This window comes from Micromonospora sp. NPDC051543, assembly GCF_044454415.1.
Taxonomy (GTDB): domain Bacteria; phylum Actinomycetota; class Actinomycetes; order Mycobacteriales; family Micromonosporaceae; genus Micromonospora.
Map to the genome: position 1 here is coordinate 174,460 of NZ_JBITDT010000006.1, position 26,456 is coordinate 200,915.

Below are 26,456 nucleotides of genomic sequence, written 5' to 3' on the forward strand. Positions count from 1 at the left end.
TGCCCGGCGGAGGGATCAAGCCTGACCGCCCGGAGCCGGGCACGGTCGGCCCAATCCCCGAACCTCAAGAGGCAGACCACCGAACCGGGATCTCCAGAGGCGGCTCCCCCTCGCCCGCCCAGAAGATCGTGCCGGTCTCGTCCACCACGACGACCCGGGGCGTCCGGGCCATTCCCCAGGTGATCGCCTCGGCGGGATCATCCCAGCTCGGTGCCTCCTCCAGCACACCGGTCTCGGCGCCCGCGTCGTCCCCGGCCGACCGCTCCCAGTACGCCGTCCAGACCTGCTGCCCGGCGGACATGTCCGGGTGCACGAAGACGGTGCCGCGACCGCGCCAGGCGGCCAGCCGCTCCGGGACGACCGGTACCGGCGTCTCACCGGTGACGGCCTCCAGGTCCTCCACGCCGAAGGCGTGCGGCAGCAGCTCGGCCATCCGCAGCGGCCGGGTCTTCGTCTCGATGAGGCACTCCGGGCCGCCGTTCTCCCAGAGCAGTTGCCGGCACCGGCCGCACGGCATCAGCGGCTCGCCGGTGGCGTCGACGCAGGAGAGCGCGACGAGCCGGCCACCACCGGTGGCGTGCAGGCTGGACACCACTCCGCACTCGGCGCACAGCGTCACGCCGTACGCGGCGTTCTCGACGTTGCATCCGACCACCACACGACCGTCGTCGACCAGCGCGGCCGCGCCGACGGGAAAGGTCGAGTACGGGGCGTACGCGTGCCGCATCGCCTCAACGGCGGCAGCGCGCAACCGCGCCCAGTCAATGTCGCTCATAGCACCATTCTCCGGAAAAACCCCCACCCCCTGCAGCGGTGATCAAGAGGTTTGCGTCAGGATCGGCGATGTTCCTGACGCAAACCTCTTGATCAACAGAACGAGGGTGGGTGTCAGCCCTTGATGTACGGCTTGCCGTCGGCGGCGGGCGCCCGGACCCGGCCGACCAGGCCGGCGACCGCCAGGATCGTCGCCAGGTAGGGCAGCATGGCCAGGAACTGGCTGGGGATCGAGCTGTTGATCGCGCTCAGGTAGGTGGCGAGCTGGTCGGCGAAGCCGAAGAAGAGCGCGGCGAGCAGCGCCCCGGTCGGGTTCCACCGACCGAAGATGAGCGCGGCCAGCGCGATGAAGCCCTTGCCGCCGATCATGTTCTTGGTGAACGAGTAGAGCGCCAGCGTGTACGACGCACCACCGATGCCGGCGACCACACCGGCCAGCAGCACGTTACGGTAGCGCAGCCGGAGCACCTTGACGCCCAGCGTGTCGGCGGCGATCGGGTGCTCGCCCACCGACCGGGTCCGCAGTCCCCACCGGGTGCGGAACAGCCCGATGTGGATCACCAGCACCAGCAGCAGGCCCAGGTAGAGGAAGATGTTGCCGCGGAACAGCGCCGGACCGAGCACCGGGATGTCCTTGAGTAGCGGGATCTCCCAGTTGCTGAAGCGCGGCGCGCTGTTGTACTTCTCCGCGTCGGTCTGCATCAGCCGCTCGTAGAGGAAGCCGGTGACACCGACCGCGAGCAGGTTCAGCACGATGCCCATGACGACCTGGTCCACCAGGTAGCGGATGGCGAAGACGGCCAGCAGCAGCGAGATGAACGCGCCACCGATGGCGGCGGCGACCAGGCCCACCCAGACGTTGCCGGAGAGGCTGCCGAACAGGGCGCCGCTGAACGCGCCCATCAGCAACTGCCCCTCGATGGCCACGTTGACCACGCCGGACCGCTCGCAGAGCACACCGGCGAGCGCGCCGAAGATCAGCGGCAGGGCCAGGATGAACGTGCCCCGGATGATGTTGACCAGCGGCATGAAGTTCTGCCCGGTCGGCGCGGCGGAGACCTGCCAGCAGAGGAAGGAGAGCACGAAGGCGACCAGCCCGACGCCGAGCACCGGCAGGAACCAGCGCTTCGGCACCCCGGCGAGCAGGGCCGCGCCGGCGGCGATCGTGATGATCCCGAACAGGATCGCACCGATGGTGCCGTTGATCTCCAAGGCGGCGCCGGCCGCGTCGTCGCTGAGCGTGAACCGGGCCTGCTGGTCGGTGGCGAGCGCCCCGAACAGCACCGCCGCCAGCAGGCCGAGCGCCGTCAGCGTGAGGCCGACCTTGCGGGTCCGGGTCCAGAAACCCTCGTCGACGCCGACCGCGACGTCGGGGACAGCCATGGTGGACATGCGTTACCAGCCCTTCGCCAGGCTCGTCTGCAACCGGGCGGCCCGTGCGGCCCGGAGCTGGAAGATCGCCTTCACCAGGGCGGGTGCGGCGATGAAGATGACGATCAGCGCCTGGAGCACGGTCACCAGCTCCAGCGAGATGCCGGAGTACGACTGCATCCGGTTACCGCCGGCCTGGAGCGCACCGAACAGCAGCGCGGCGAGCAGCACTCCCCACGGCTTCACCCGGCCCAGCAGCGCCACCAGGATGCCGTCGAAGCCGATCTGCGCCACCACCAGCGGCGTCAACGCGCTGGCGGTGGAGCCGAGCACCATGTTCGAGCCGCCGAGACCGGCCAGGATCCCGGAGAAGACCATGATCAGGATGTACGTCCGCGTCACGCTGATGCCGGCCGTCCGCGCGGCGTCCGGGTTGGCGCCGACCGCCCGCAACTCGAAGCCGAGGGTGGACCGGTTGAGCAGCCAGGCGACCGCCCAGGTCGCCAGCACGGCGAGCAGGATGCCGGCATGCACCCGCAGGTTGTCACCGAGCAGACGGGGCAGCTCCGCGGAGGTGTCCACCGCCTTGCTGATCGCGTCGGTCCGGGTCGGGTCCTGCACGCCGTTCTGCACGATGAGCCAGGTCAGGAAGTACGTGGCGACGTAGTTGAGCATGATCGTGTTGATCACCTCGTGGGCGCCCGCACGGGCCTTCAGGATGCCCGGGATGAAGCCCCAGAGCGCCCCGCCCAGCGCGCCGGCGAGCACCGCCACCAGCAGGTGCAGACCGGGCGGCAGCGGCAGCAGGAAGCCGGCCAGTGCGGCCAGGATGACGCCGATGGTCGCCTGACCCTGCGCGCCGATGTTGAACAGGCCGCCACGGAAGGCCAGCGCCACCGCCAGGCCGGTGAAGACCAGCGGCGCGGCGTACGTCAACGTCTCGGAGATCGGCGCGAGCACGGCCTGCCAGCCGTTGCTGCCGTTCACCCAGCCGGAGAACGCCTCGGGGTCGAAGATCGAGCCCTTGAACAGGTTGGCGTACGCCTCGCTCACCAGCGTCCAGCTCGAACTGAACGCGTCCGAGGGGCGGGCGGTGATGTAGGTGTAGGTGTGCAGCACGTCCGGGTCGGAGACGACCATCAACACCGCGCCGACGACGATCGCCAGCACCAGCGACAACAGGGTCACCGTGAAGGTGTTGGCCGCCCAGAGGTTGTCCAGGAAGAGCCGGCCCAGGGACGGCTTCGGCTCCGGCGTCTTCTCCGTCGTGGTCGTGCCGGCCCGCTCGGTGTTGCCGAGGGCGTTCTGCGCCGCCTGCGCCTCGCTCGCCGGCTCCTTGTCCGGAGAGCCCGACTGCGGATTGGGGTTGGTCATGCCTCGTCCTCGCTCGCGGGGCCGTCGGCGCGCGCCGGACCCCCGTCGGCCGCGCCACCAGAGGTAGCCGTGCCGGGCTGGGCTGCGGTGCCGGCGGTGGTCGCGTCGGGCTCGGCCGGCGCGCCCGCGCCCGCCGCGTCCGGGTGGATACCGGCCATCAACAGACCGATCTCCTCACGCGGGGTGTCCGGGCCGACGATGCCGATGATCCGTCCGCGGTACATCACCGCGATCCGGTCGGCTAGCCCGACCACCTCGTCCAGCTCGCTGGACACCACCATCACGGCGGTGCCGACGTCCCGCTCGTGGATGATCTGGCTGTGGATGAACTCGATCGACCCGACGTCCACGCCACGGGTCGGTTGGGCGGCGATGAAGAGCTTCAGCGGCCGGGACAGCTCCCGCGCCACGATCACCTTCTGCTGGTTGCCACCGGACAGGGTGCCCACCGCCGCGTCCGCCGATGAGGTGCGGACGTCGAACTGCTCGATCCGCTCCTTCGCTGAGGTGGCGATGGCGTCCGGCTTCAGGGCGAGCCCGCTACCGAAGGGTGGCCGGTCGTAGATGTCCAGCACCAGGTTCTCGGCGACGCTGAACTCCTTGACCAGGCCGTCCACGCTGCGGTCCTCGGGCACGTAGCCGACGCCGGCCCGGAGCACCCGCTTGGGCGTCCAGCCGTCGATCCGGTCACCGCCCAGGCTGACCGTGCCGGCGAGCACCGGGCGCAGCCCCATGATCGCCTCGATCAGCTCCGTCTGGCCGTTGCCCTGCACGCCCGCCACGCCGAGCACCTCGCCCGCCCGTACGGTCAGGTCCACGCCGTCGACCGCCCGGATCTGCCGGTCGTCGTCGACGACCAGCCCGGCCACCTCCAGCACCGGCTCACCCGGCGTGGCCGGCGACTTCTCGACCGTGAGGCGCACGCTGCGGCCCACCATCAATGCGGCCAGCTCGTCGCGGCTGGTCTCCGGCGAGGCCGTGCCGACCGTCTTGCCGCGTCGGATCACCGTGATCCGGTCGGCGATCGCCTTGACCTCGCCCAGCTTGTGGGTGATGAAGACGATCGACTTGCCGGCCGCCTTCAGCGACCGCATGACCGTCAACAGCTCGTCGGTCTCCTGCGGGGTGAGCACCGCGGTCGGCTCGTCGAGGATGAGCAGGTCGACGTCGCGGGTGAGGGCCTTGACGATCTCCACACGCTGCTGGATGCCGACCGGCAGGTCCTCGATCACCGCGTCGGGGTCGACCCGCAGGTTGTAGCGCTCGGACACCTCCGTGACCTCGCGCCGAGCCCGCCGCCGGTCCAGGAAGCCGGCGATGCCGCCCCGGACCTGCTCCGCGCCGAGCATGATGTTCTCGGCGACGGTGAACACCGGCACCAGCATGAAGTGCTGGTGCACCATGCCGATCCCGGCCGCGATGGCGTCGGACGGCCCCTTCAGCCGCAGCGGCGTGCCGTCGACCAGGATCTCGCCCTCGTCGGGCTGGTAGAGCCCGTAGAGCACGTTCATCAGGGTCGACTTGCCCGCGCCGTTCTCGCCGAGCAGGGCGTGGATCTCTCCAGGCTCCACCGTCAGATCGATGTGGTCGTTGGCGACCAGATCACCGAACCGCTTGGTGATGCCGCGCAGTTCGAGTCTCAGCGCAACCTCCTGGAGTGCGAGCGATGGTGCAGCCTAGCTGCCGTCGAGCGGACCGGAGCGGCCCGGCTGACGCGGTGCGCGATCGGCCGCCCCGACTCCCACGGTCACCCGCGGGGCCGAAGCGGCCGATCGGTCGTACCTGTGCCCCGCAGACCCCCCGATGATCTCATCGGAGAGGTCCGCCGGACGTCACTTGGTCGGCTGAGCCTTCGAGGTGACGGTGATGGTGCCGGCGGCGATGTCCGCCTTGATCTTGTCGACCTCGGACTTCAGCTCGGCCGGAACCTTGCCATCGAAGTCGTGGTACGGGGCGATCGAGACACCGGTGTTGGCCAGGGTGCCGACGAAGCCGGGTTCGGCCTGCAGCTTCTCGCCACCGGCGGCCTTGACCACGGCCTCCTTGACGGCCTCCGGGATGTTCTTCACCACGGTGGTGATGATCGCGGCGCAGTCCGGGGTGCTCTCGCAGCCGTCGACGTCCACCCAGATGGTGTTGTACTTGCCGCCCGAGGCCTTGGCCGCCGCGGTGGTGCCGAGGCCGGAGCCGCCGGCGACCGGCATGATGATGTCCGCGCCCTGGGCGACCAGCGCGTCGGAGACCTTCTTGCCCTCGTCCTGCTTGGCGAAGTCGTTGGTGAAGGAGCCCTTCTGGGTCTCCTTGTTCCAGCCCAGCGCCTGGACGTTCTTGTTCTTGGTCTTGTTGTAGTACGCCACGCCGTCGACGAAGCCGTCCATGAAGATCGTCACCGGCGGGATCGGCAGACCACCGTAGGTGCCCACCTTGCCGGACTTGCTCATCCCGGCGGCGAGGTAACCGGCCTGGAACGCGGCCTGGGCGGTGTCGAACTGCATCGGGTAGACGTTGGCGTCACCCGGCTTGGCGTCGACGATGCCGAACTGCTGGTTCGGGTTCGCCTTGGCGATCTTGGAGGTGGCGTTGGCCATCAGGCCACCGACCGCCAGGATGAAGTCGCACTTCTGGTTGACGTACTGCGTCAGGTTGGGCTCGTAGTCGGCCTCGGCCTTCGACGCGACGTACTTGATGTCGATGTTGTCGTTGGCGGCCTTGGCCTCCTGGAGGCCCTTCCAGGCCGAGGTGTTGAACGACTTGTCGTCGATGCCGCCGACGTCGGTCACCATGCAGGCGCTGAACTTCTTGGCGCCACTGCCGGCGTTGTTGTCATCATCCGGGGCCTCGCCACACGCGGCGGCGCTGAGCACGAGCCCACCTGCCGCGAGGATCGAGGCGATCCGCATCCCACGCACCGAGCGCAAGACGTCTCCTTCCCATTGCACACCGCGCCTAGTGCGGTGGCAGCCCATCAGCCGACCTGCGGGTGTGCCGCCGGCTGTCCCACGTTACGGACGGGAGCGTACGCCCGCGCCCACCCACCGGCCGACAATCGTGCACGACTGTTGAGTGCCTGTTACCCGGGTGTAACCCTTGCGTGGGGCACATCACTCTTCGTGCTGCTAACCGAGCCCCCAGGTGTCGCCGAAGTCCGGTTTCCGGGGTGCGGTTCCCCCCTCGGACGCTACCGCCAAAAGACCGCCACCGCCGCGTTCACCAGGGTCAGGCCGACGATCGCGAGGAAGTGGCCACGGTTGACCACGTCCCGCTTACGGGAGAAGAAGACCATGACGAAGATCAGCAGCGCGATCACCAACTTCGTCACAAGTTTCGCCGGGTTCGGCTCGTCGTCTCCGCCACCGCGCAGGGGCGCGGAGAGCCCGAGGCCGGTCAGCAGCTGGATCACGGCGCCCCAGAGCATGGCGGGGTTGATCCGCAGCTTCCCGCTGACGTACTGGGCGATCGAACCGCCGAGCAGCAGGGCGAAGCCGATCAGATGGACATAGAGGAGGATGAGTCGCAGTGCTTCCACGCCGCCCATCCTCCCCTATCAACGACACTTTGTAGTAGTGGGGCCGGCCGGTCGGCGCGTCGCTGCCCGCGTACGTCCGGGGCGGTGGCAGGACGTGCCGCAATGGAAGAGCTTCCAGGGAGCCGTGCAAGAACTTGCCGGTGGGCTACAGTGCCGCCATGCGCGCTCGACTGTCTGACATCGCCCAACAGGCCGAAGTCAGCGAGGCCACGGTGTCGCGGGTGCTCAACGACCGCCCCGGTGTGGCACCGGAGACCCGGCAGGCCGTTCTCACGGCCCTCGACGTACTCGGCTACGAGCGACCGGCGCGACTGCGCAAGCGCAGCGCCGGCCTGGTCGGTCTGGTGGTGCCGGAGCTGGAAAACCCGATCTTCCCGGCGTTCGCGCAGGTCATCGAGTCGACACTGGCGCAGAGTGGGTTCACCCCGGTGCTCTGTACGCAGACCGCGGGCGGCGTGACCGAGGACGAATACGTGGAGATGCTGCTGGACCGGCAGGTCTCCGGAATCGTCTTCGTCTCCGGCCGGCACGCGGACACCGCCGCCAACCACGACCGCTACCGGGCGCTGATCGCCCGGCCGCTGCCGGTCGTGATGATCAACGGGTACGTCCCCGACGTCGCGGCGCCCTTCGTCTCCTGCGACGACCGGGAGGCCGCCGACCTGGCGGTGGCCCACCTCGTCGCCCTCGGGCACCGGAGGATCGGCCTGATCACCGGCCCGGACCGGTTCGTGCCGGTGCGGCGCAGGGTGGCCGGCTGGCGGGCGGCGATGACCCGGCTGGCCGGCGTCGCCGAGGCCGATCTCGCCCCCCTGGCCGAGCTGACACTGTTCGGTGTGGAGGGTGGCGAGGCGGCGGCCGGCCGGCTGCTCGACCGTGGTGTCACCGGGCTGGTCTGCGGCTCCGACCTCATGGCGCTCGGCGCGGTGCGGGCGGCCCGGCAACGCGGCCTGTCCGTTCCGGGCGACCTCTCGGTGGTCGGCTACGACGACTCGCCACTGATGGCCTTCACCGACCCAACGCTGACCACCGTGCGGCAGCCGGTGACCGCGATGGCGGTGGCCGCGGTCCGGGCTCTGGTGGACGAGATCAACGGGCACGGCGCCCCGCACTCCGAGTACCTGTTCCGCCCCGAACTGGTCGTCCGCGGCTCGACCGCGGTGGCTCCGGCCGCCGTGCGGTTGCCTTACGCAAGGTCTGCTTGACGCTTGCAAGGGTGACCGGCCCGGGCGTCTTGGCGTTCGCGCCGCTCACCGACCAACTGCTGCCCGTCGACGCAGCCGCCTGGTTCGAACGGCGCTGAGCGGGTAAGCCAATCTCGACCTGGTCGTCCGTCGTGCCCCGCGCCAACGGGCGACTGGGCTGCCGACCCCTTGTGGTGGGGGGTGAGGTGCACCGGCGCCACGCGGAACGGATTCCGCGCGGCGCCGGTGTTCGTGTGACGCCCGTGGTGCGTCCCGTCGCCACCCCGAGGCGCTGACCTGCCGCGTTACTTCGCGGTGAGCAGCGCCGCGATCCGGGTGAAGCCGGCGCGCACCTCGGCCTCGTCCGGCGGCTCGGCGGGCTCACCGTGACCCGCCTCGTCGGCTGCGGCGTCCAACTCCTCGTCGATCACGTCCTCGAAGTCTCCGTACAGGTCGGCCCCCTCGACCTGCCGGGCCTCGTCCTCGGCGGCCACCTGCGCGGCGGCGATCTCGCTGCGGATCTCGTCGGCCGACAGCGCCGGCAGCAGCGGTTCCACCACTGCCATCAACTGCTCCTCGGCCACCACCGCCTCGGCCAACGCCAACGCGTGCGGCCGTTCGTACGGCCCGCAGACCACCGGCTCCCACTCGTCCAGGTCGCCGAGCGGCCCGAAGGTGATGATCCACGGCAGGCCGAGCATCGGCGAGTCGGCCGGCAGGTCCAGTGTCATGAGTGCGCCCACGGGCTCATCATGGTCCGCGAACGTGAGCGCCGGTGCCGTTCTGTTCAGTTACCGCCCGTCCGGCGGCCGATGAGAGGCTGGTCGGCTCAGTCGTGTCGGGTGGCGTCCAGGGCGGCCCGCACGAGAGCGACAGCACGGTCCGGGGACACGCCGAGCCGCCGCGCCTCGGCGGCGTAGTCGACGGCGACCCGGTGCAGCCGGTCGACGGCGTCGTCCCGCCCGGGCGCGACGAAGGTGCCGTTGCGTCCCCGGGTCTGCAACAGGCCGGCCGCCTCCAGCTCCCGGTAGGCCCGCGCCACCGTGTTCGCGGCCAGTCGCAGGTCGGCCGCGAGCTGCCGGACGGTGGGCAGGCGGTTGCCCACCGGCAGCCGGCCGTCGCCGATCAGCTCGGCGAGCTGCACACGGACCTGCTCGTACGGCGGCACCGGCGAGTCCTGGTCGACGGTGATCAGCACGTCGGACATCTCCACCCTCACCCCGCACCGCCCGGAGCGCCGGGGTCGGTGTCCTCGTCGACATCCACCGCGGGGGCGCCCTCCGCCAGGTCTACCACGCGCCCACTCCGGCTGGTCGCGAGCAGCGCCGCGCCGAACAGCACCAGTTGGTTCAGCAGGTAGAGGTAGAGCAGCAGACCGACCGCGCCGGCCACCACGGTGTACGCCGGATTCCGCTCGGTGCGCACCACGTAGTACCGCCCGAGCGTGTTGAGCAGCGTGATGCCGACCGCGACCAGCAGCACCACCGGACGCAGCCGGGACCGGCTCATCCGCAGCCGGGGCACCGCGAGCAGCAGCGCGGTGGCGAGCACCGCGTTGACCAGCACGCTGAGTACGGCGCTGACGGTGGTCAGGCCGACCGACCCGGTGCTGCGCAGCAGGAAGCGCAGCAGCGATTCCAACGCGTCCACCGCCGCCACGGAGAGACCGAGCAGCACGAAGACGCCGATCATCACCCCGAGGTCGACCAGCCGCCGGACCACGAGGTTGCCGGGCTGCTGGTTGAGCGCGTACATGAGCCGCTGCGAGGAGCGGATCGCCTCCACCCAGCCGATGCCGGTGAACACGAGGATGACCAGGCCGACCACACCGACCGTGCCGCTGGAGTTCGCGATCTGCTGCGCGTCCAGGAACGGCAGGTTCTCCTTCAGGAACCCGGTCGCCGCCTCGCTGACCTCGTCGTTGTCCTCCAGGATCGCGCCGAAGACGGAGTACGCGACCAGGGCGAGAGCGAAGACGGCGAAGAAGCCGTAGTACGCGATCGCCGCGGCGAGCCTTCCTGCCAACACGTCGGCGTAGAGTGTCCCGGCACGCCACACGTGGTCGAACAGGCTCGACCGGGCACGCGCGGCACCCACCCAGCGGTCGATGCCCGCCTCGATCCGGCCGATCACGTTCACGCGATCATCCTCGCCGATCTCCCGCCGCCGTCCCGGCAACCAGTACAAGACCGCTCGCCAGCCGGCGCGCCGCCGAACGTCAGTCGCCGAGGCGGAAGTCCCGGCGGGGCTGCCACCGGGCCGGCCCACTGTGCGAGAACAGGGTGAACGCGTCGACCTCGAACATCGCGGAGAAGTCGGCCAGATCCTCGTACACCTTGTCCAACGCCTCCGGAGCGACGTCATGCGCGACGGTGACGTGCGGATGGTACGGGAAGCGGGTCTGGCGGTGCAGGCCCGGCGCGGCCGCGATGGCCGCGGCCAGCAACTCACATTCGCTGATGCCGGCGGCCACCGCGACGAACACCACCTGCGTCACCGGCCGGAACGTGCCGGTCCCCCGCAGGTGCAGCGTGAACGGCAGGTGTGCGGCGGCCACGGCGGCGAGGTGCCGCTCGATGCCCGGCAGCACGTTGGTCGGGATCTCGGTCGGACCGAGCAGCGTCACGTGCGCGGGCACCGCGAGGGGATCACCCGCCTCGATCCGTCGCCGGGTGAGCTGCGCCCCCCACGGCTCCGGGATGTCCACCGCGATGCCGATCTGCACGGTGTCGCCCGACGGTGGCACCCCGCCACTGCGATCCACACTCCGTGCCGCCACGTCGGCCACCGACTCGCCCACCCGTCCCCGCAGCGCTATTCGCCGCGCACCGGCGGGAAGAAACCGACCCGCTCGTACGCGGACCGCAGCGTCTCGCCGGCCACGGACCGGGCCTTCTCCGCGCCGGCGGCGAGCAGCTTGTCCAGTTGGGCGGGGTCGTCGAGGTACGTGCGCGTGCGCTCCTGGATGGGACGGACGAACTCCGCCACCACCTCGGCCAGCTCCTTCTTGAGGTCGCCGTAGCCGCGGCCGGCGAACGCGGACACCAGGTCGTCGATGCCACGCCCGCTGAGCGCCGAGTAGATGGTCAACAGGTTGGACACGCCCGGCTTGGTCTCGGCGTCGAAGACGATCTCCCGACCGGTGTCGGTCACCGCGGAGCGGATCTTCTTCGCCGAGCGGGCCGGGTCTTCCAGCAGGTCGATGATGCCGGCCGGCGAGGACGACGACTTGGACATCTTGGCCGTCGGATCCTGCAGGTCGGTGATCTTCGCGGTGTCCTTGACGATGTGCGGCGCGGGGATCGTGAACGTCGCGCCGAACAGCGAGTTGAACCGCTGGGCCAGGTCGCGGGAGAGTTCCAGGTGCTGACGCTGGTCCTCGCCGACCGGCACCGCGTTGGCCTGGTAGAGCAGGATGTCGGCGGCCTGCAGGACCGGGTAGGTGAACAGCCCGACGCTGGCCCGCTCGTTGCCCTGCTTCTGGGACTTGTCCTTGAACTGGGTCATCCGGCTGGCCTCGCCGAAACCGGTGATGCAGCCGAGCACCCATGCCAACTGCGGGTGCTCGGGCACCTGCGACTGTACGAACAGGGTGCTGCGGTCCGGATCGATACCGACCGCGAAGAGCTGGGCGGCCGCCACCCTGGTCCGCTGGCGCAGCACCGCCGGATCGTGACCGGCGGTGATCGCGTGCAGGTCCACCACGCAGTAGAACGCGTCGTGGGTGTCCTGCAGGGCCACCCAGTGCCGCACGGCGCCGAGGTAGTTGCCGAGGTGGAACGAGTCGGCCGTCGGCTGGATGCCGGAGAAGACGCGGGGTCGCTCGGGAACGTCGGGCATGACGATAATTCTGTCAGCAAGCATGCGGAGCCGTCATGACGGGCCGGCGCGTCGGCCCCGGCCAGCCGGTGTCGGGGCGCTGACCTCGCGTGGCCCGCTCGTCCCCGGCCGTGGGCCCGGCCCCAGCGCGGTGCCCCGCTGCTGTCCCGCGCCCCGGTCCGCCTCGCGCTGGTGGCTGACGGCGGGATCGCGCCGCTGCTCCGGCATCCGGGCCGCCGTCACCGCGAGCCGGGCGACCCGGCGTCCGTCCAGGGCCAGCACGCGCAGCAGCCAACCGTCGGCCGATGCTGCCCGATCGGGCCCGCCGCCGTCGGGCGGCTCGCCGGGCACCGGCACCTCGTCGCCGGTCAGCGGCAGGCGACCCAGGACGGCCATCACGTACCCGCCGACGGTCTCGTACGGACCGGCGGGGAGCGCCACACCGGTCCGCTCGGCGAAGTCGGCGAGGTTGAGCCGGCCGTCGACCACGGCCGGCAGGCCGGCGTGGCTCGGGTCGGGCGGCCTGCCGTACCCGTCGTGGATCTCTCCGACGAGTTCCTCGATCAGGTCCTCCAGGGTGACGATGCCGGCGGTTCCGCCGTACTCGTCGACCACCACCGCCAGGTGGTGCCCCTCCCGGCGCATCTCGGTCAGCGCGGCCAGGACCCGCTTGCTCCCCGGCACCTGCTTGACCTCGCGGGTCAGTTCGCCCACGGTGGCGCAGGGGTCGGCGTCCGGACGGAGCAGCACGTCCCGCAGGTGCACGAACCCGACCACGTCGTCCTGGGTGCCGTCGGTGACCGGGTACCGCGAGTGCGTCTCGGCCCGTACCAGCCGGGCGGCCTCGGCGATGGTCAGCCGGGCCGGCAGGAAGACCACCTCGGTGCGGGGCATCATCACCTCGCGGACGAGGCTCGCCCCGGCCACCAGCACCTCGTCGATGATCCGCCGCTCGTCCGGGTCGAGCACCGTGTTGACCGCCACGAGGTCCCGCAGCTCGGCCTCGGAGATGCGTTCCCGGCCGGCCGCCGGGCCGGTGCCGAGCAGATCGGTGACGAGGCGGGTCGCGCCGTCGGCGGTACGCACCAGCACCCGGGCGACGGCCCGCGCGAGCGGCCCGGGGTCACGGCGGGACCGTTTCCGCACCCGCCGCCGGAGCCCGGAACGGGCTGCTTCCCGCATGAAAGAGATGGTAGACACCGGGTGCCCACCGCACCGGAGATGTTCGGCTCTGTTTAAACGTGAGAGATTATGATGGAATGGCGTTCGGCGCGATCCACACCGCTCCCGAGCGCCGCCGTAGGGTGATCACCAAGGGCCACGTCCCGGCGGGCCAGGCAGGAGGCAACGACGTGAAACTGCTCGTCACCGGGGGTGCCGGCTTCATCGGCAGCGTGGTGACCCGGATGCTGCTCGACGCCGGCCACCAGGTCGTCATCCTGGACGACCTGCGCACCGGTCACCGCGAGGCGCTCGCTCCGGACGCGACGCACGTCGAGGCGTCCATTCACGACGCCGCCCAGGTCCTCACCCCCGACGCCGGCTTCGACGGGGTGCTGCACTTCGCCGCCCTCATCGCCGCCGGCGAGTCGATGGTGAAACCCGAGCTGTACTGGGAGAACAACACGGTCGGCTCGCTCGCCCTGATCAACGCGGTCCGGGCCGCCCGGGTGCCCCGGATGGTCTTCTCCTCCACCGCCGCCGTCTACGGCAACCCCACCGAGCTGCCGATCACCGAGACCGCGGTCAAGGCGCCCACCAACACGTACGGCGCCACCAAGCTCGCGGTCGACATGGCGCTCACCTCCGAGGCCGACGCGCACGGGCTGGCCGCCGTGTCCCTGCGCTACTTCAACGTGGCCGGAGCGCACCTCGCCGGCGACGTCGCGCTCGGCGAGCGGCACGACCCGGAGACACACCTCATCCCGATCGCCCTGGAGGTCGCCGCCGGCCGGCGGGAGAAGCTCCAACTCTTCGGCGACGACTACCCGACCGTGGACGGCACCTGCGTACGCGACTACATCCACGTCGCCGACCTCGCCCGCGCGCACCTGCTCGCGCTGGACGCCGCCACCGCGGGTCAGCACCGCATCTACAACCTCGGCAACGGAAACGGCTTCACCAACCGCCAGGTGGTCGACGTGGTCCGCGAGGTCACCGGCCACCAGCTCCCGGTCGAGGTCGCGCCGCGCCGCGAGGGTGACCCGGCCGAACTGGTCGCCTCCTCCGCGCTGGCCCGTGACGAGCTGGGTTGGGTGCCGCGCAAGCCCACCCTGCACGACATGGTCGGCGACGCCTGGGCCTTCTACCGCGCACACGTGCTGGAGCAGTCGTGAGCGCGGGGAGTGAGCCGGGTCTGCGGGCCCCGCAGTCGCGAAAGGAGGCACCATGACCAGCCCCACCGGTGACGTCGCCGAGCGGGCCGCCGCCGGCTTCACCGACCAGTACGACGCCTCGGCCGCCGGCCTGTGGGCCGCGCCCGGTCGGGTCAACCTGATCGGCGAGCACACCGACTACAACGACGGGTTCGTGCTGCCGTTCGCGCTTCCCATGCGTACCGTGGTCGCCGCCGACCGGCGGGACGACGAACGTTGGACGGTCTGGTCCGAGCTCTCCGGCGAGACGATCACCTTCGACGCGGACGACGTGGCCGAGCCCGGCCGGGTGACCGGCTGGGGCGCGTACGTGGCCGGGGTGGTCTGGGCGCTGCGCGACGCCGGCCACGCGGTGCCCGGCGCCCGGCTGGCCATCGCCTCCGACGTGCCGCTGGGTTCCGGGCTCTCCTCGTCGGCCGCGCTCGAGTCCGCCGTTCTCGCCGCCCTGCTCGACCTCGCGGGGCTGGAGCTGCCCGCCGAGCGGCAGCCCCGGCTGGCGCAGCGGGCGGAGAACGTCTACGTGGGCGCGCCGACCGGCATCATGGACCAGTCCGCGGTGATCCGCTGTCGCGCCGGGCACGCGCTCTTCCTCGACTGCCGCGACGAGTCCGTCGAGCAGATCCCGTTCGACCTGGACGCCGCCGGGCTGACCGTGCTGGTCGTCGACAGCCGCGCGCCGCACCGGCACGCCGATGGTGAGTACGCCGCCCGCCGCCGCTCCTGCGAGGCCGCCGCCAAGGCGCTCGGGGTGCCCGCGCTGCGCGACGTGACCGTCGACGAGCTCGACGCCGCCCTGGCCCGGCTCGACGACGCCGAGACCCGGCGCCGGGTCCGGCACGTGGTCACCGAGGACCAGCGCGTGCTCGACACCGTCGCGCTGTTGCGCGCCGGCCGGGTCCGGGACATCGGCCCGCTGCTCACCGCCTCGCACGTCTCGATGCGCGACGACTTCGAGATCACCGTGCCGGAGATCGACACGGCGGTCGAGGCGGCGCTGTCGGCCGGCGCGTTGGGCGCGCGCATGACGGGCGGCGGATTCGGTGGCTGCGTCCTCGCCCTGGTCGAGACCGACCGTGTCGAAGCGGTGGCCGAGGCAGTCAGGATCGCCTACGCCGAACGCGATTACACGGCCCCCACCACGACCCCGGTCCTGCCCTCCCCCGGCGCAACCCGCCTGCCCTGACCCCACCCCCTCCCACCCCGGCGTTCACCCCCGCGTTCATCCCGGTGATCAAGAGGTTCGCGTCAGAATCCGCACGTTTTCTGACGCGAACCTCTTGATCAACGCGAAATGGGGGTGGGGGTTAGGCGGCTTCGACGATCATGGCGGCGCCTACCGTGCGGTTGGTGGTCTCGTCGATGATGACGAAGCCGCCCGTCGTACGGTTGCGGCGGTACTCGTCGGCCAGCAACGGCACCGTGGTGCGCAGCCGGACCCGACCGATCTCGTTGAGCCGCAGCTCGTCCGCCGACTCGTCCCGGTGCAGCGAGTTGATGTCCAGCCGGTAGTGCAGCCCGCGCACGATCGCCCGTGCCGAACGGGTGGTGTGCTTGATCGCGTACCGGCCACCGACCCGCAGCGGGGCCGTCTCGTCCATCCAGCAGACCATCGCCTCGATGTCCTGGGCGACGGCGGGCGCGTTGTTCGGCCGACAGATCATGTCGCCCCGGGAGATGTCGATCTCGTCGGCCAGCCGCACCGTCACCGACATGGGCGGGAACGCCTCCGCGACCGGCCCGTCGGCCGTCTCGACGGCGGCGATCCGGCTGGTGAAGCCGGACGGCAGCACCATCACCTCGTCGCCCGGCTTGAGCACGCCCGAGGCGACCTGACCGGCGTAGCCGCGGTAGTCGGTGACCGTGGTCGACTGCGGACGGATCACGTACTGCACCGGGAACCGGACGTCGACCAGGTTGCGGTCACTGGCGATGTGCACCCGCTCCAGGTGGTGCAGCAGCGACGGGCCCTCGTACCACGGCATGTTCTCCGACCGGGCCACGATGTTGTCGCCCCGCAGCGCGGAGATCGGCACCACCGTCAGGTCCGGTACGTCGAGCTTCGCGGCGAACGCGGTGAACTCGTCGGCGATCCGCTCGTAGACCTCCTGCGACCAGTCGACCAGGTCCATCTTGTTGACGCACAGGACGAGGTGCGGCACCCGCAGCAGCGAGCAGAGGAACGCGTGCCGGCGGGACTGCTCGACCAGGCCCTTACGGGCGTCGACCAGGATCAACGCCAGGTCCGCCGTGGAAGCGCCGGTGACCATGTTCCGGGTGTACTGGATGTGCCCCGGGGTGTCCGCGATGATGAACTTGCGCCGGGGCGTGGCGAAGTACCGGTACGCCACGTCGATCGTGATGCCCTGCTCCCGCTCGGCGCGCAGGCCGTCGGTGAGCAGCGCGAGGTTGGTGTACTCGTCGCCCCGGGCCGCGCTGACCGCCTCCACCGCTGCCAACTGGTCGGTGAAGAGCGACTTGGTGTCGTACAGCAGCCGGCCGATCAGGGTCGACTTGCCGTCGTCCACGCTGCCGGCGGTCGCGAACCGCAGCAGGTCCATCGCCCGCGCCTCCGGACCGGCCCCGGTAACAGCCGCGAACGCCAGTGTCTCGGTGCTCATCAGAAGTAGCCCTCCCGCTTACGGTCTTCCATGGCGGCCTCGCTGACCCGGTCGTCACCACGGGTCGCGCCCCGCTCGGTGATCCGGGTGGCCGCCACCTCCTCGATGACCTTCTCCACGGTGTCCGCGTCCGAGCGGACCGCCGCGGTGCAGGAGGCGTCGCCGACGGTGCGGTAACGCACCTGGGCTTTGAACCGCTCCTCGCCGGCGCGCGGCCGGAAGAACTCGTTGACCGCGTAGAGCATGCCGTCGCGCTCGATCACCTCACGCTCGTGGGCGTAGTAGATCGACGGCAGCGGGATGCGTTCGCTGGCGATGTAGTGCCAGACGTCCAGTTCGGTCCAGTTGGACAGCGGGAAGACCCGGATCGACTCGCCCGGGTGGTGCCGGCCGTTGTAGAGCGACCACAGCTCCGGACGCTGGTTCTTCGGGTCCCACTGGCCGAACTCGTCGCGGAAGCTGAACACCCGCTCCTTGGCCCGTGCCTTCTCCTCGTCCCGGCGGGCGCCACCGAACAGCGCGTCGAAGCGGTGCTTCTCCACCGCGTCCAGCAGCACGGGCGTCTGGATCCGGTTGCGCATGCCGTCGCCCGACTCCCGGACCAGCCCGCTGGTCAGGGCCTCCGGCACGCTCGCCACCACGAGCTGCAACCCCAGCTCGGCGACCCGCTGATCGCGGTATTCGAGCACCTCGGGGAAGTTGTGCCCGGTGTCGACGTGCATGACGGGGAAGGGGATGTTGGCCGGGGCGAACGCCTTCTGCGCCAACCGCAGCATGACGATCGAGTCCTTGCCGCCGGAGAAGAGCAGCACCGGACGTTCCATCTCGGCGACAACCTCACGCATCACGAAGATGCTCTCCGCCTCGAGGGCGTCCAGGTGGGAGACCCGGTAGGCCGCGGGGGAGGTCATGACACTCGCTCGCTCATCCGATTTCCAGACCTTTCCGGTCGGACATGTCAAGAAGTGCGCTCAGGCTACCCGGAATGCCTCTGCAGCGCTGCAAGCAACCGGCTGGCGAGATCCTTGCGACAGACCAGCAGGTCCGGCAGGCGCGGATCCGCCTCGTTGTATCGAAGCGCAGAACCGTCGATCCGGGAAGCGTGCAGTCCGGTGGCCGTCGCCACAGCCACCGGCGCCGCCGAGTCCCACTCGTACTGCCCGCCGGCATGGATGTACGCGTCCACCTCGCCGGTCACCACCGCAGCGATCTTCGCCCCGGCGGAACCCATCGGCACCAGGTGCGCGCCCACGTCCTCGGCCAGATCGGTGAGGAACACCGGCGGCCGACTCCGACTCGCCGCCAGACGGATCTTGCGCTCGCCGGCGGTCGCCGCCTCGACCGTCATCGGCGGGTACGCCGGTGGATAGTCGGTGCCCAACACCCGGTGCTGCGCCGGCAACCCCACCGCACCGGCGACCAGCCCGTGCGGGCTCGGCGCGCTCCGCGCCCAGAGCGCCACGTGCACCGCCCAGTCCGAGCGGCCCTCCTCGGCGAACTCGCGGGTGCCGTCCAACGGGTCGATGATCCAGACCCGGTCCTCGGTCAGCCGGGACACCGCTCCGGCGTTCACCTCCGCCGCCCAGGCCAACCGCGAGCCCTCGTCCTCCTCGGAGAGCACCGCGTCCCCCGGCCGCCACCGCGCCAACTCCGTGCGGATCAGGTCGTGCGACACCTTGTCCCCGGCCGACTTCAGCGCCCCGGTGTCCGAGAAGCCCATCTCCGTACGCAGGTCCAGCAGAGCCTGACCGGCCCGGGAGGCCAACCACCGGGCGAACGCCCCGTCGATCATCGGAGGACTGCCCATCTGCCCGCTCCCGTCGCCTCGCCGCGGCCCGTGCCCGCACGCACCGATCGGCCGCGACCCGCGTCGCCGGTCACGGCACGCCGAAAGGCGCAGACTACCGGCCCGGCGTTTCCAATCCGGTACGCACCGCCCGACTCAACCCCCGTGATACTGGTTCTGGGTCGGCTCCACGCCCTTGACGATCACCGACTCCACCACGTCGGCAGCCCGGTCCACCAGGAAATCGAGCTCCTTGCGCTCCGCCGCGCCGAAATCCGACAGCACGAAGTCCGCCGGATCCTGCCGCCCCGGCGGGCGCCCCACCCCGAACCGCACCCGCACGTAGTCCTTCGTGCCCAACGACTTCGACATCGAACGCAGGCCGTTGTGCCCGCCCTCGCCGCCACCGAACTTGATCCGCACCTGGCCGAACTCGATGTCCAGCTCGTCGTGCACCGCGACCACCTGCGCCGGGGGCACCTTGTAGAACTGCGACAGCGCCGCCACCGGCCCACCGGAGAGGTTCATGTACGTCAGTGGCTTCACCAGCACCAGCTTCGGACCACCGAACCCCAGCCGCCCCTCCGCGACCTCGGCCACCGCCCGCTTGTGCCGACCGAACCGCGCGCCGACACGACCCGCCAGCAGCTCGGCCACCATGAAACCGACATTGTGCCGGTTCCCGGCGTACTCCCGCCCCGGGTTGCCCAGGCCGACCACCAGCCACGGTCCCGCCTCGTCCGTCACGACCCGCCCCTTAACACGTCTGCGCCGACTCCCGATACACCGACAGGCGCCCCCGAAGCTCGGGGACGCCTGTCAGCAGAGTACGAACCGATCAGGCCTCGGTACGCGCCTCGGTGTTCTCGTCGCCCTCGGCGGCCGGGGCGGCGTCCGCGCCCTCGGAGCCCTCGGTGGTCTCGCCGACCTCGGCCTCGGCCTCGTCGGTAGCCGTCTCGACCTCGGGCAGCGTCGCCTCGAGCTGCTCCGCCGTCGGCGCGGCGGTCACCGAGGCGACCGGCAGCTCGGAGTCGGCGGCCAGCTCCACGCCGGAGGGCAGCTCGACGTCGGCGGCGGTGATCGTGGTGCCCGCCTCGGCGCCCTCGATCGACGCCTCCAGGTGGTCCGGCACCTTGGTGGCGTCGGCGGTCACCGAGAGGGTGTCGTGGTCGTGCACGATCAGGGTGTCCTTCGCGGCCTCACCGGTCAGCTGAACCGGGACCTCGACGGTGACCTTCTCGCCGCGGCGGACCAGCAGCAGGTCCACGTGCTCGAAGGTGTCCTTGATCGGGTCACGCTGGATCGCCTTCGGCAGCGCCAGCACCTGGGTGCCGTCGGTGATGTCGATCGCGAAGAGCTGGTTGGCGCCACCCTTGCGGATCGCGGCGGCGAACTCCCGCGACGGCAGCGCGATGTGCTTGGGCTTCTCGCCGTGGCCGTACAGCACGGCGGGCACCTTGCCGGCCCGGCGGGTACGACGGGCACCACCCTTGCCGAACTCGGTGCGGGGCTCGGCGCTGATCTTTACCTCGGACACGGGGAAACTCCTGATGCTTCGCTGCGGCGGCTTGTCGTCTGGCGGTGCTGGGGCGAGGGGCTCGCTGGGGCTCATGCGTCATGAACGACTGCCCGGAGCACCGCGTCGATGACGGTGCCTCCGTGCGGCGCTCTTCAGCGGCCCGCCGGGCACCCTCGCCGTGGCAACCGCACCAGTCTACCCGAGCCAATTCCCAGGTTTCCGGCAGTCCCCGATCACGGCACCGGACTGATCCGCCAGCGGTGTTTCCCGCTGGCGGATCAGCCCGTTTCGACCAGTTTGTCAGACTTGCCTGCCAGACCGGACCCGGTTCAGCTCAGACCACCGAAGAGGGTGGTCACCGAGCCGTCGTCGAACACCTCCCGGATCGCCCGCGCCAGCAGCGGCGCGATCGACAGGACGGTCAACTTGTCGAGCTGCTTCTCGGGCGGCAACGGCAGCGTGTTGGTCACCACGACCTCGCTGATCGGGCTGTTCTTCAACCGCTCCGTGGCCGGGTCGGACAGGAGCGCGTGGGTGGACGCCACCACGATCTCCGCCGCCCCCGACTCCTTGAGGATGTCCGCCGCCTTCGTGATCGTCCCACCCGTGTCGATCATGTCGTCGACGATCAGGCAGACCCGACCCTCCACCTCACCGACCACCCGGTTGGCCACCACCTGGTTCGGCTTCATCGGGTCACGGGTCTTGTGGATGAACGCCAACGGGCAGCCGCCCAGCCGGTCGGTCCACCGCTCGGCCACCCGCACCCGGCCCGAATCGGGCGCCACCACGGTCATCGGCCGGCCGGCGTACCTGTGCTCCACGTACTCGGCGAGCACGTCCATCGCGAAGAGGTGGTCCACCGGCCCGTCGAAGAAGCCCTGGATCTGCGCGGTGTGCAGGTCGACCGTGAGGATCCGGTTCGCACCGGCGGTCTTCAGCAGGTCCGCCACCAGGCGGGCCGAGATCGGCTCCCGGCCGCGGTGCTTCTTGTCCTGCCGCGCGTACGGGTAGAACGGCAGCACCACGGTGATCCGCTTCGCCGAACCACGCTTCAACGCGTCGACCATGATCAGGGTCTCCATGACCCAGGTGTTCACTCCGTGCGTCACGGACTGCACCACGAAGGCGTCCGAACCACGCACCGAATCCTTGAACCGTACGAAGATCTCGCCGTTGGCGAACTCGTACGCGTCAGCCGGCGTCGGTGCCACGCCGAGCACCTCGCCGATCTCCTTGGCCAACTCCGGGAAACCCCGTCCGGAGAAGAGCATCAGGCTCTTGCGGTTTTCGGCGACGATGCTGCCCATGGGCCCGTCTGCTCCCGTTTGTCGGCGGTTCCCGGCCCGGTGGTGGTGGGTCGGGGACTATTCGGTTGCAGTATCTCCCGCGCCGGACGCACCGCCCACCGTCTCGGCCCGCCCGTGCATTGCCTCACTGTCACTTGCGGTCCCGGCCGCCTCCGACGCACCCTTCGCGTCGCCGGATCGCTGCGCACCCTTCGCGTCGCCGGATCGCTGCGCACCCTTCGCGTCGCGGGCACGCTGCGCGGCCTCGGCCGCCGCCGTACCGGCCCGCCGCATCACCACCCAGCCCTCGATGTTGCGCTGCCGCGCCCGGGCGACACCCATCGCGCCCGGCGGCACGTCGTCCACGATCACCGAACCGGCCGCCGTGTACGCGCCGTCACCCACCTCGACCGGTGCCACGAACATGTTGTCCGCGCCGGTCCGGGCGTGGCTGCCGATCACCGTACGGTGCTTGTTGACCCCGTCGTAGTTCACGAAGACCGACGCGGCGCCGATGTTGCTCTGCTCGCCGATCGTCGCGTCACCCACGTAGGTCAGGTGCGGCACCTTCGAGCCCGCCCCGATCTCGGAGTTCTTCACCTCGACGAACGTGCCGACCTTCGCCTTGTCCGCGAGGCGCGCGGCAGGCCGCAGGTACGCGTACGGCCCGACGCTCGCGCCCGCGCCCACCTCGGCGCCGACCGCGTGGCTGCGCACCACCGACGCGCCCTCGCCGACGATGGTGTCGACAAGCGTGACGTCCGGCCCGACCAGCGCGCCCGCGCCGACCACCGTGGCGCCGCGCAGCTGGGTGTTCTGGTCGACCACCGCGTCGCGGTCCAGAGCCACCGTCACGTCGATCCAGGTGGTCACCGGGTCGAGCAGGCTCACGCCGGTACGCATCCACGCCTCGTTGACCCGGTCGCGCAGCAGCCGGCGCAGCGACGCCAACTCCACCCGGTCGTTGCAGCCCAGCGTCTCGACATGGTCGACGGCCAGGTGCACCGCGACCGGCTCGCCGGCCGAACGGAGCAGGCCGAACACGTCGGTGAGGTACTCCTCGCCCTGGTCGTTGTCCGTGGAGAGCTTGCCCAGGGCGTCGCGCAGCCGGACCGCGTCGAAGGCGTAGATGCCGGCGTTGATCTCGCGGATCGCGCGCTGCGCCGCGTCGGCGTCGCGCTCCTCGACGATCTGCTCCAGCCGGCCGTCGGCGTCCCGGACGATCCGCCCCAGCCCGGCGGGGTCGGGCACCTCGGCGGCCAGCACGGTGGCCGCGGCGGCGGCCTCCTCGTGCGCGGTCACCAGCGCGCCCACCGTCTCCGGGCGCAGCAACGGCACATCTCCGTTGATCACCACGACCGTGCCGGCGCCCTCCGGCACGGCGTCCAACGCGATCCGCACGGCGTGCCCGGTGCCGAGCTGCTCGGCCTGGAGCACGGGCGTGGCGTCGGGGGCGACCTCGGCGAGGTGCGCTCGAACCTGGTCGGCGCCGTGACCCACCACCACGACGGTCCGGTCGGCGGCGAGCGGCGCGGCCGCACTCAACACGTGGCCCAGCAGGGTACGACCGAGCAGGGGGTGCAGCACCTTGGGCAGTGTCGACTTCATCCGCTTGCCCTCACCGGCGGCGAGTACGACGACGGTACGAAGGTGGGGCTGGGGCACGACGTGGCTCCCGTCGGGACGGCGGACACTCTCGCGGCCATGCTAACCACGAGGCCCGGCACGGTTCCCTCTTACCCCCAGGAGAACCTAAAGCGGACTTATAGGGACAGCTCGGCCGCCAGGGTTCGAACCTGAAATACGGGTACCAAAGACCCGGGTGTTGCCAATTACACCACGGCCGATCGCATCGTCAAGAAGGACGACGCGGCAGGAGCGGATCCCGCCGCTACACCTTAACGCCCGACCCCGCCGACGCCAGCACTCATATCCCTCAAGATCCCCTCGATCGTCCACGTCGGTGGCGTCCGGTCGCCGCGTCCGAGGCCCTGACGGCACCCCGCTCAGGAGACGCTGGAGACGGTTGCGCCCGATGCCGAGACGGTCCAAAATCCGCGCGACGGGAAGCTGTTCAGCGGTGCGCAGGCGAGCCACCTCGACGGCAAGCAAATCGGCCATGACCAGCAGTTTGGCACGGGCGTACGACGGTTCTTCGAAAGTTCCTCGTGCGATCTACCGGACCGTAAGTTACGGTGACGTAGGCGTAGGTTAGTGATCTTTTCCCCGTCCCCCCTGCGAGGTGTCATGTCCACCACCGTGCTCGAACCCAACACCACCGGCCCCGGCCCGAAACCGCTCACCGACGGCACCCAGTCCCCCGGGATCCTGGCCGCTCTGTGGGCGTTCGTCGTGATCCCCTTCGTCGCACTGCTGGTCGCCGTGCCCGTCGCCTGGGGCGGCTGGCTGGGCTGGACGGACGTGATCATCGGCCTGGTCTGGTACGTGGTCTCCGGGCTCGGCATCACGGTGGGTTTCCACCGCTACTTCACGCACGGCTCGTTCAAGGCCAAGCGGTGGCTGCGGGTGACCCTGGCGGTCGCGGGTTCGCTGGCGGTGCAGGGCGAGATCATCCAGTGGGTGGCCGACCACCGACGGCACCACGCGTTCTCCGATCTGGAGGGTGACCCGCACTCGCCGTGGCGTTTCGGCTCGAGCGTCTGGGCACTGACCCGGGGCCTGTTCCACGCCCACGTGGGCTGGCTGTTCCGCCGCGAGTTGTCCAACCGGGAGCGTTTCGCTCCGGACCTGATCGCCGACCGGGACATCAGCCGGGTGGACCGGCTCTTCCCCGCGCTGGTGGTCGTCTCGTTGCTCGGCCCGGCGCTGATCGGCGGCCTGGTGACCTGGTCGTGGCAGGGCGCGCTCACCGCGTTCTTCTGGGCCGGGCTGGTCCGGGTCGGCCTTCTGCACCACGTCACCTGGGCGATCAACTCGGTCTGCCACGTGTACGGCGAGCGTCCGTTCGCGATGCGTCAGGGGGACCGCGCGTCGAACTTCTGGCCGCTGGCGATCCTGTCGTTCGGTGAGAGCTGGCACAACCTGCACCACGCCGACCCGACCAGCGCGCGGCACGGTGTGCTGCGGGGTCAGGTGGACATCTCGGCGCGGGTGATCTGGTTCTTCGAGAAGATCGGCGCGGCGTCGCAGGTGCGCTGGCCGAAGCCCGAACGCATCGCGGCCAAGCTCGTGAAGCCGGTCGCACCACGGTAAACCGGGCGGTGCCACGGCGGGTCGCCTGGCAGGATGGCCGGATGACCGAGCGATGCGGGGGACCGGACCGCTCGGCGGACGAGGGCCGCGCCTGATCCGGGTACGGTCGCACGGCACGGCACGGCAGGGCGGTCGGACAGCCCGCCAGTGAGGCGACGACGTGAACGGGCACAGCGGAGACACCATTCCACGGCAGGGCGTGACCGAGCGCCAGCGAGGCGGCGACATGCCCGAGGTGACTGACGAGCCGGTCGGACGGCGGTCGACGCCGGCCGCGGCGGCGAAACCCAAGCCCACCTCCCGGGTACGGATGTCGGCGGCGCAGCGTCGGGAGCAGTTGATCGCGATCGGCCGGCAACTGTTCGCCGAGCGCGGTTTCGACGCCACCTCGATCGAGGAGGTGGCGGCCCGCGCCAAGGTCTCCAAGCCGGTGATCTACGAGCACTTCGGCGGTAAGGAGGGGCTCTACGCGGTCGTGGTCGACCGGGAGGTCCGGGCCCTGCTGGACCGGATCACCACAGCGCTGACGGCGGGGCATCCGCGGGAGTTGTTGGAGCAGGCGGCGTTGGCCCTGCTGGGCTACATCGAGGAGGAGACGAGCGGGTTCCGGGTGCTGGTCCGCGAGTCGCCGCTGATGTCCGGCACGGCCACCTTCAGCAGCGTGATGAACGACGTCGCCCACCAGGTCGAGCACATCCTCGGCGCCGAGTTCAAGAGCCGGGGGTACGACCCGAAGCTGGCCGAGCTCTACTCGCAGGCGCTGGTGGGCATGGTCGCGTTGACCGGCCGCTGGTGGCTGGAGGTGCGCAAGCCGCGCAAGGAGACGGTCGCGGCGCACCTGGTCAACATGGCGTGGAACGGGTTGTCGCACCTGGAGGCGAAACCCACCCTGATCACCGCCCGCCGGCACTGACCCCGTCTCAACTCCGGTGCGCGTCCGCCACCGGGTGTTTACGGCGTTCCAACTCCGCCTCGGCGTGCTCCGACGGGCCGACCTTGTCGTAGAGACCGGTGCCGAGCAGGATCAGGCCGAACAGCATCGACACGATCACGGTCGACATCGAGAAGTTGAGGAAGTTCGCGTCGGTCTGCAGCACGGACATCATCAGGATGCTGGTCACCAGGAACACCACCCCGGCGGTCAGGTTCATGTAGTGGCCGAGGTTGGTGCGCCGGGACGCCCCGATGATCAGGACGACTCCGAAGACCACGGAGGCGAGCGAGAAGGCCAGGTTGGTCCGTAGCCCGAGGGCCCAGGTGCTGGTGCGGGCGAAGAGCGGGTCACCGATCGTCTCGGCCACCCCCCAGACGCCGAAGACCAGGATGTACACGCCGATCAGCCCGGAGAGCACCCGGTAGAGCGGCCGTGCCGGATGGTTGACCGGAAAGTGCGGCATACCCGAACCCCATCCACCTGAGTCTGACCGTTTCAGGAGGATTGTCACCCAAGGCAGAGCCAACTGTCCGAAGAACCACAAAGCCGGACGGTCCGCCGGAGGCTGGACCAGGTCAGGTTTTCGCCGGAGCCCGAGCTGCGCAGGGATCAAGCCTGACCGCCCGGAGCAGTTCGGGCTCCGGCGAAAACCCACGGCCGCAACCACGAAAGCA

At 70.4% G+C, this 26,456-nt stretch carries 24 protein-coding genes, 1 tRNA gene and 1 pseudogene; 5 read left to right on the forward strand and 21 right to left on the reverse strand.

Annotated elements, in window-relative coordinates; genetic code table 11:
- Positions 1 to 64: 64 nt before the first annotated feature.
- From ACIA3K_RS13020 to ACIA3K_RS13045, 6 genes are all read right to left on the reverse strand, one after another.
- Positions 65 to 775, reverse strand: a complete 711-nt coding sequence (locus ACIA3K_RS13020) for a cytidine deaminase (RefSeq protein ID WP_396801012.1) — start codon at positions 773 to 775, stop codon at positions 65 to 67.
- A 113-nt stretch (positions 776 to 888) separates the two neighbouring features.
- On the reverse strand, positions 889 to 2,166 hold the full coding sequence (locus tag ACIA3K_RS13025) for an ABC transporter permease (RefSeq protein WP_355048946.1): 1,278 nt from the start codon (positions 2,164 to 2,166) through the stop codon (positions 889 to 891).
- Between the two features lie 3 nt (positions 2,167 to 2,169).
- Positions 2,170 to 3,519 (reverse strand): ABC transporter permease, encoded by a 1,350-nt coding sequence (locus ACIA3K_RS13030; RefSeq protein WP_396801014.1) that lies wholly within the window; start codon positions 3,517 to 3,519, stop codon positions 2,170 to 2,172.
- On the reverse strand, positions 3,516 to 5,162 hold the full coding sequence (locus tag ACIA3K_RS13035) for an ABC transporter ATP-binding protein (protein WP_396801300.1): 1,647 nt from the start codon (positions 5,160 to 5,162) through the stop codon (positions 3,516 to 3,518). Before ACIA3K_RS13035 ends, ACIA3K_RS13030 begins: the two co-directional genes overlap by 4 nt.
- A 189-nt stretch (positions 5,163 to 5,351) precedes the next feature.
- Positions 5,352 to 6,419: a BMP family protein gene (locus ACIA3K_RS13040; protein ID WP_396801301.1), complete on the reverse strand. Its 1,068-nt coding sequence runs from the start codon at positions 6,417 to 6,419 to the stop codon at positions 5,352 to 5,354.
- Positions 6,420 to 6,697: 278 nt separating this feature from the next.
- The gene (locus ACIA3K_RS13045; protein ID WP_355048948.1) at positions 6,698 to 7,045 is read right to left on the reverse strand and encodes a hypothetical protein; all 348 of its coding nucleotides are present in this window, start codon (positions 7,043 to 7,045) and stop codon (positions 6,698 to 6,700) included.
- A 140-nt stretch (positions 7,046 to 7,185) separates the two neighbouring features.
- Between ACIA3K_RS13045 and ACIA3K_RS13050 the strand changes: the two genes are divergently transcribed.
- On the forward strand, positions 7,186 to 8,250 hold the full coding sequence (locus tag ACIA3K_RS13050) for a LacI family DNA-binding transcriptional regulator (protein ID WP_396801016.1): 1,065 nt from the start codon (positions 7,186 to 7,188) through the stop codon (positions 8,248 to 8,250).
- Between the two features lie 284 nt (positions 8,251 to 8,534).
- On the opposite strand, the gene ACIA3K_RS13055 is transcribed toward ACIA3K_RS13050, so the two are convergent.
- From ACIA3K_RS13055 to ACIA3K_RS13080, 6 genes and pseudogenes are all read right to left on the reverse strand, one after another.
- Positions 8,535 to 8,972, reverse strand: coding sequence for a hypothetical protein (locus tag ACIA3K_RS13055; RefSeq protein WP_089017805.1), 438 nt, complete (start codon positions 8,970 to 8,972; stop codon positions 8,535 to 8,537).
- A gap of 86 nt (positions 8,973 to 9,058) precedes the next feature.
- Positions 9,059 to 9,436 carry a GntR family transcriptional regulator gene (locus ACIA3K_RS13060; RefSeq protein ID WP_396801017.1) on the reverse strand — a complete coding sequence of 126 codons (378 nt, stop codon included), beginning with the start codon at positions 9,434 to 9,436 and terminating at the stop codon, positions 9,059 to 9,061.
- Between the two features lie 8 nt (positions 9,437 to 9,444).
- Positions 9,445 to 10,368, reverse strand: coding sequence for a YhjD/YihY/BrkB family envelope integrity protein (locus ACIA3K_RS13065; protein WP_396801019.1), 924 nt, complete (start codon positions 10,366 to 10,368; stop codon positions 9,445 to 9,447).
- Between the two features lie 79 nt (positions 10,369 to 10,447).
- Positions 10,448 to 11,017 (reverse strand): 2'-5' RNA ligase family protein, encoded by a 570-nt coding sequence (locus tag ACIA3K_RS13070; RefSeq protein ID WP_396801302.1) that lies wholly within the window; start codon positions 11,015 to 11,017, stop codon positions 10,448 to 10,450.
- 26 nt (positions 11,018 to 11,043) lie between these two features.
- Positions 11,044 to 12,069: a tryptophan--tRNA ligase gene (gene trpS / locus ACIA3K_RS13075; RefSeq protein ID WP_396801020.1), complete on the reverse strand. Its 1,026-nt coding sequence runs from the start codon at positions 12,067 to 12,069 to the stop codon at positions 11,044 to 11,046.
- A gap of 165 nt (positions 12,070 to 12,234) precedes the next feature.
- Positions 12,235 to 13,230: pseudogene (locus tag ACIA3K_RS13080) on the reverse strand (hemolysin family protein); the annotation flags it as partial.
- A 170-nt stretch (positions 13,231 to 13,400) separates the two neighbouring features.
- On the opposite strand from ACIA3K_RS13080, the gene galE reads away from it, so the two are divergent.
- Entirely contained in the window at positions 13,401 to 14,384 is a 984-nt protein-coding gene (galE, locus tag ACIA3K_RS13085; protein ID WP_396801304.1) for a UDP-glucose 4-epimerase GalE, read from the forward strand.
- Positions 14,385 to 14,436: 52 nt separating this feature from the next.
- Complete coding sequence (galK, locus tag ACIA3K_RS13090; RefSeq protein ID WP_396801022.1) at positions 14,437 to 15,606, forward strand: galactokinase; 1,170 nt, start codon at positions 14,437 to 14,439, stop codon at positions 15,604 to 15,606.
- Positions 15,607 to 15,727: 121 nt separating this feature from the next.
- Here the strand turns inward: galK and ACIA3K_RS13095 are convergent, their stop codons facing one another.
- The 8 genes from ACIA3K_RS13095 to ACIA3K_RS13130 all read right to left on the reverse strand — a co-directional run bounded on the left by ACIA3K_RS13095 (position 15,728) and on the right by ACIA3K_RS13130 (position 23,482).
- Complete coding sequence (locus ACIA3K_RS13095; RefSeq protein ID WP_396801024.1) at positions 15,728 to 17,041, reverse strand: sulfate adenylyltransferase subunit 1; 1,314 nt, start codon at positions 17,039 to 17,041, stop codon at positions 15,728 to 15,730.
- The gene (gene cysD, locus ACIA3K_RS13100; protein ID WP_396801025.1) at positions 17,041 to 17,952 is read right to left on the reverse strand and encodes a sulfate adenylyltransferase subunit CysD; all 912 of its coding nucleotides are present in this window, start codon (positions 17,950 to 17,952) and stop codon (positions 17,041 to 17,043) included. The genes ACIA3K_RS13095 and cysD overlap by 1 nt, the downstream gene beginning before the upstream one ends.
- A 65-nt stretch (positions 17,953 to 18,017) precedes the next feature.
- Positions 18,018 to 18,848 (reverse strand): inositol monophosphatase family protein, encoded by an 831-nt coding sequence (locus tag ACIA3K_RS13105; RefSeq protein WP_396801026.1) that lies wholly within the window; start codon positions 18,846 to 18,848, stop codon positions 18,018 to 18,020.
- Positions 18,849 to 18,983: 135 nt separating this feature from the next.
- Positions 18,984 to 19,574: an aminoacyl-tRNA hydrolase gene (gene pth / locus ACIA3K_RS13110; protein WP_396801027.1), complete on the reverse strand. Its 591-nt coding sequence runs from the start codon at positions 19,572 to 19,574 to the stop codon at positions 18,984 to 18,986.
- 91 nt (positions 19,575 to 19,665) lie between these two features.
- Positions 19,666 to 20,364, reverse strand: coding sequence for a 50S ribosomal protein L25/general stress protein Ctc (locus tag ACIA3K_RS13115; protein ID WP_396801028.1), 699 nt, complete (start codon positions 20,362 to 20,364; stop codon positions 19,666 to 19,668).
- A gap of 311 nt (positions 20,365 to 20,675) precedes the next feature.
- On the reverse strand, positions 20,676 to 21,656 hold the full coding sequence (locus ACIA3K_RS13120; RefSeq protein ID WP_355048964.1) for a ribose-phosphate diphosphokinase: 981 nt from the start codon (positions 21,654 to 21,656) through the stop codon (positions 20,676 to 20,678).
- Between the two features lie 57 nt (positions 21,657 to 21,713).
- On the reverse strand, positions 21,714 to 23,300 hold the full coding sequence (gene glmU, locus ACIA3K_RS13125; RefSeq protein WP_396801029.1) for a bifunctional UDP-N-acetylglucosamine diphosphorylase/glucosamine-1-phosphate N-acetyltransferase GlmU: 1,587 nt from the start codon (positions 23,298 to 23,300) through the stop codon (positions 21,714 to 21,716).
- 110 nt (positions 23,301 to 23,410) lie between these two features.
- A tRNA-Gln gene (locus tag ACIA3K_RS13130) sits at positions 23,411 to 23,482 on the reverse strand.
- A gap of 400 nt (positions 23,483 to 23,882) precedes the next feature.
- Between ACIA3K_RS13130 and ACIA3K_RS13135 the strand changes: the two genes are divergently transcribed.
- Both ACIA3K_RS13135 and ACIA3K_RS13140 read left to right on the forward strand, forming a co-directional pair.
- On the forward strand, positions 23,883 to 24,848 hold the full coding sequence (locus ACIA3K_RS13135) for an acyl-CoA desaturase (RefSeq protein ID WP_396801030.1): 966 nt from the start codon (positions 23,883 to 23,885) through the stop codon (positions 24,846 to 24,848).
- A 226-nt stretch (positions 24,849 to 25,074) separates the two neighbouring features.
- Positions 25,075 to 25,761, forward strand: a complete 687-nt coding sequence (locus tag ACIA3K_RS13140; protein WP_396801031.1) for a TetR family transcriptional regulator — start codon at positions 25,075 to 25,077, stop codon at positions 25,759 to 25,761.
- A gap of 7 nt (positions 25,762 to 25,768) precedes the next feature.
- Here ACIA3K_RS13140 and ACIA3K_RS13145 read toward each other — a convergent pair whose 3' ends face one another.
- Entirely contained in the window at positions 25,769 to 26,245 is a 477-nt protein-coding gene (locus ACIA3K_RS13145) for a DUF4383 domain-containing protein (RefSeq protein WP_396801032.1), read from the reverse strand.
- Positions 26,246 to 26,456: the final 211 nt, after the last annotated feature.

Coding starts and splice junctions, on each gene's coding strand:
- cysD (WP_396801025.1), bottom strand. CDS start 17,952: ATGACCTCCCCCGCGGCCTACCGGGTCTCCCACCTGGACGCCCTCGAG.
- ACIA3K_RS13025 (WP_355048946.1), bottom strand. CDS start 2,166: ATGTCCACCATGGCTGTCCCCGACGTCGCGGTCGGCGTCGACGAGGGT.
- ACIA3K_RS13105 (WP_396801026.1), bottom strand. CDS start 18,848: ATGGGCAGTCCTCCGATGATCGACGGGGCGTTCGCCCGGTGGTTGGCC.
- ACIA3K_RS13145 (WP_396801032.1), bottom strand. CDS start 26,245: ATGCCGCACTTTCCGGTCAACCATCCGGCACGGCCGCTCTACCGGGTG.
- ACIA3K_RS13020 (WP_396801012.1), bottom strand. CDS start 775: ATGAGCGACATTGACTGGGCGCGGTTGCGCGCTGCCGCCGTTGAGGCG.
- ACIA3K_RS13095 (WP_396801024.1), bottom strand. CDS start 17,041: ATGAGCACCGAGACACTGGCGTTCGCGGCTGTTACCGGGGCCGGTCCG.
- trpS (WP_396801020.1), bottom strand. CDS start 12,069: ATGCCCGACGTTCCCGAGCGACCCCGCGTCTTCTCCGGCATCCAGCCG.
- ACIA3K_RS13030 (WP_396801014.1), bottom strand. CDS start 3,519: ATGACCAACCCCAATCCGCAGTCGGGCTCTCCGGACAAGGAGCCGGCG.
- ACIA3K_RS13120 (WP_355048964.1), bottom strand. CDS start 21,656: ATGGGCAGCATCGTCGCCGAAAACCGCAAGAGCCTGATGCTCTTCTCC.
- ACIA3K_RS13040 (WP_396801301.1), bottom strand. CDS start 6,419: ATGCGGATCGCCTCGATCCTCGCGGCAGGTGGGCTCGTGCTCAGCGCC.
- ACIA3K_RS13135 (WP_396801030.1), top strand. CDS start 23,883: ATGTCCACCACCGTGCTCGAACCCAACACCACCGGCCCCGGCCCGAAA.
- ACIA3K_RS13140 (WP_396801031.1), top strand. CDS start 25,075: ATGCCCGAGGTGACTGACGAGCCGGTCGGACGGCGGTCGACGCCGGCC.
- ACIA3K_RS13060 (WP_396801017.1), bottom strand. CDS start 9,436: ATGTCCGACGTGCTGATCACCGTCGACCAGGACTCGCCGGTGCCGCCG.
- galK (WP_396801022.1), top strand. CDS start 14,437: ATGACCAGCCCCACCGGTGACGTCGCCGAGCGGGCCGCCGCCGGCTTC.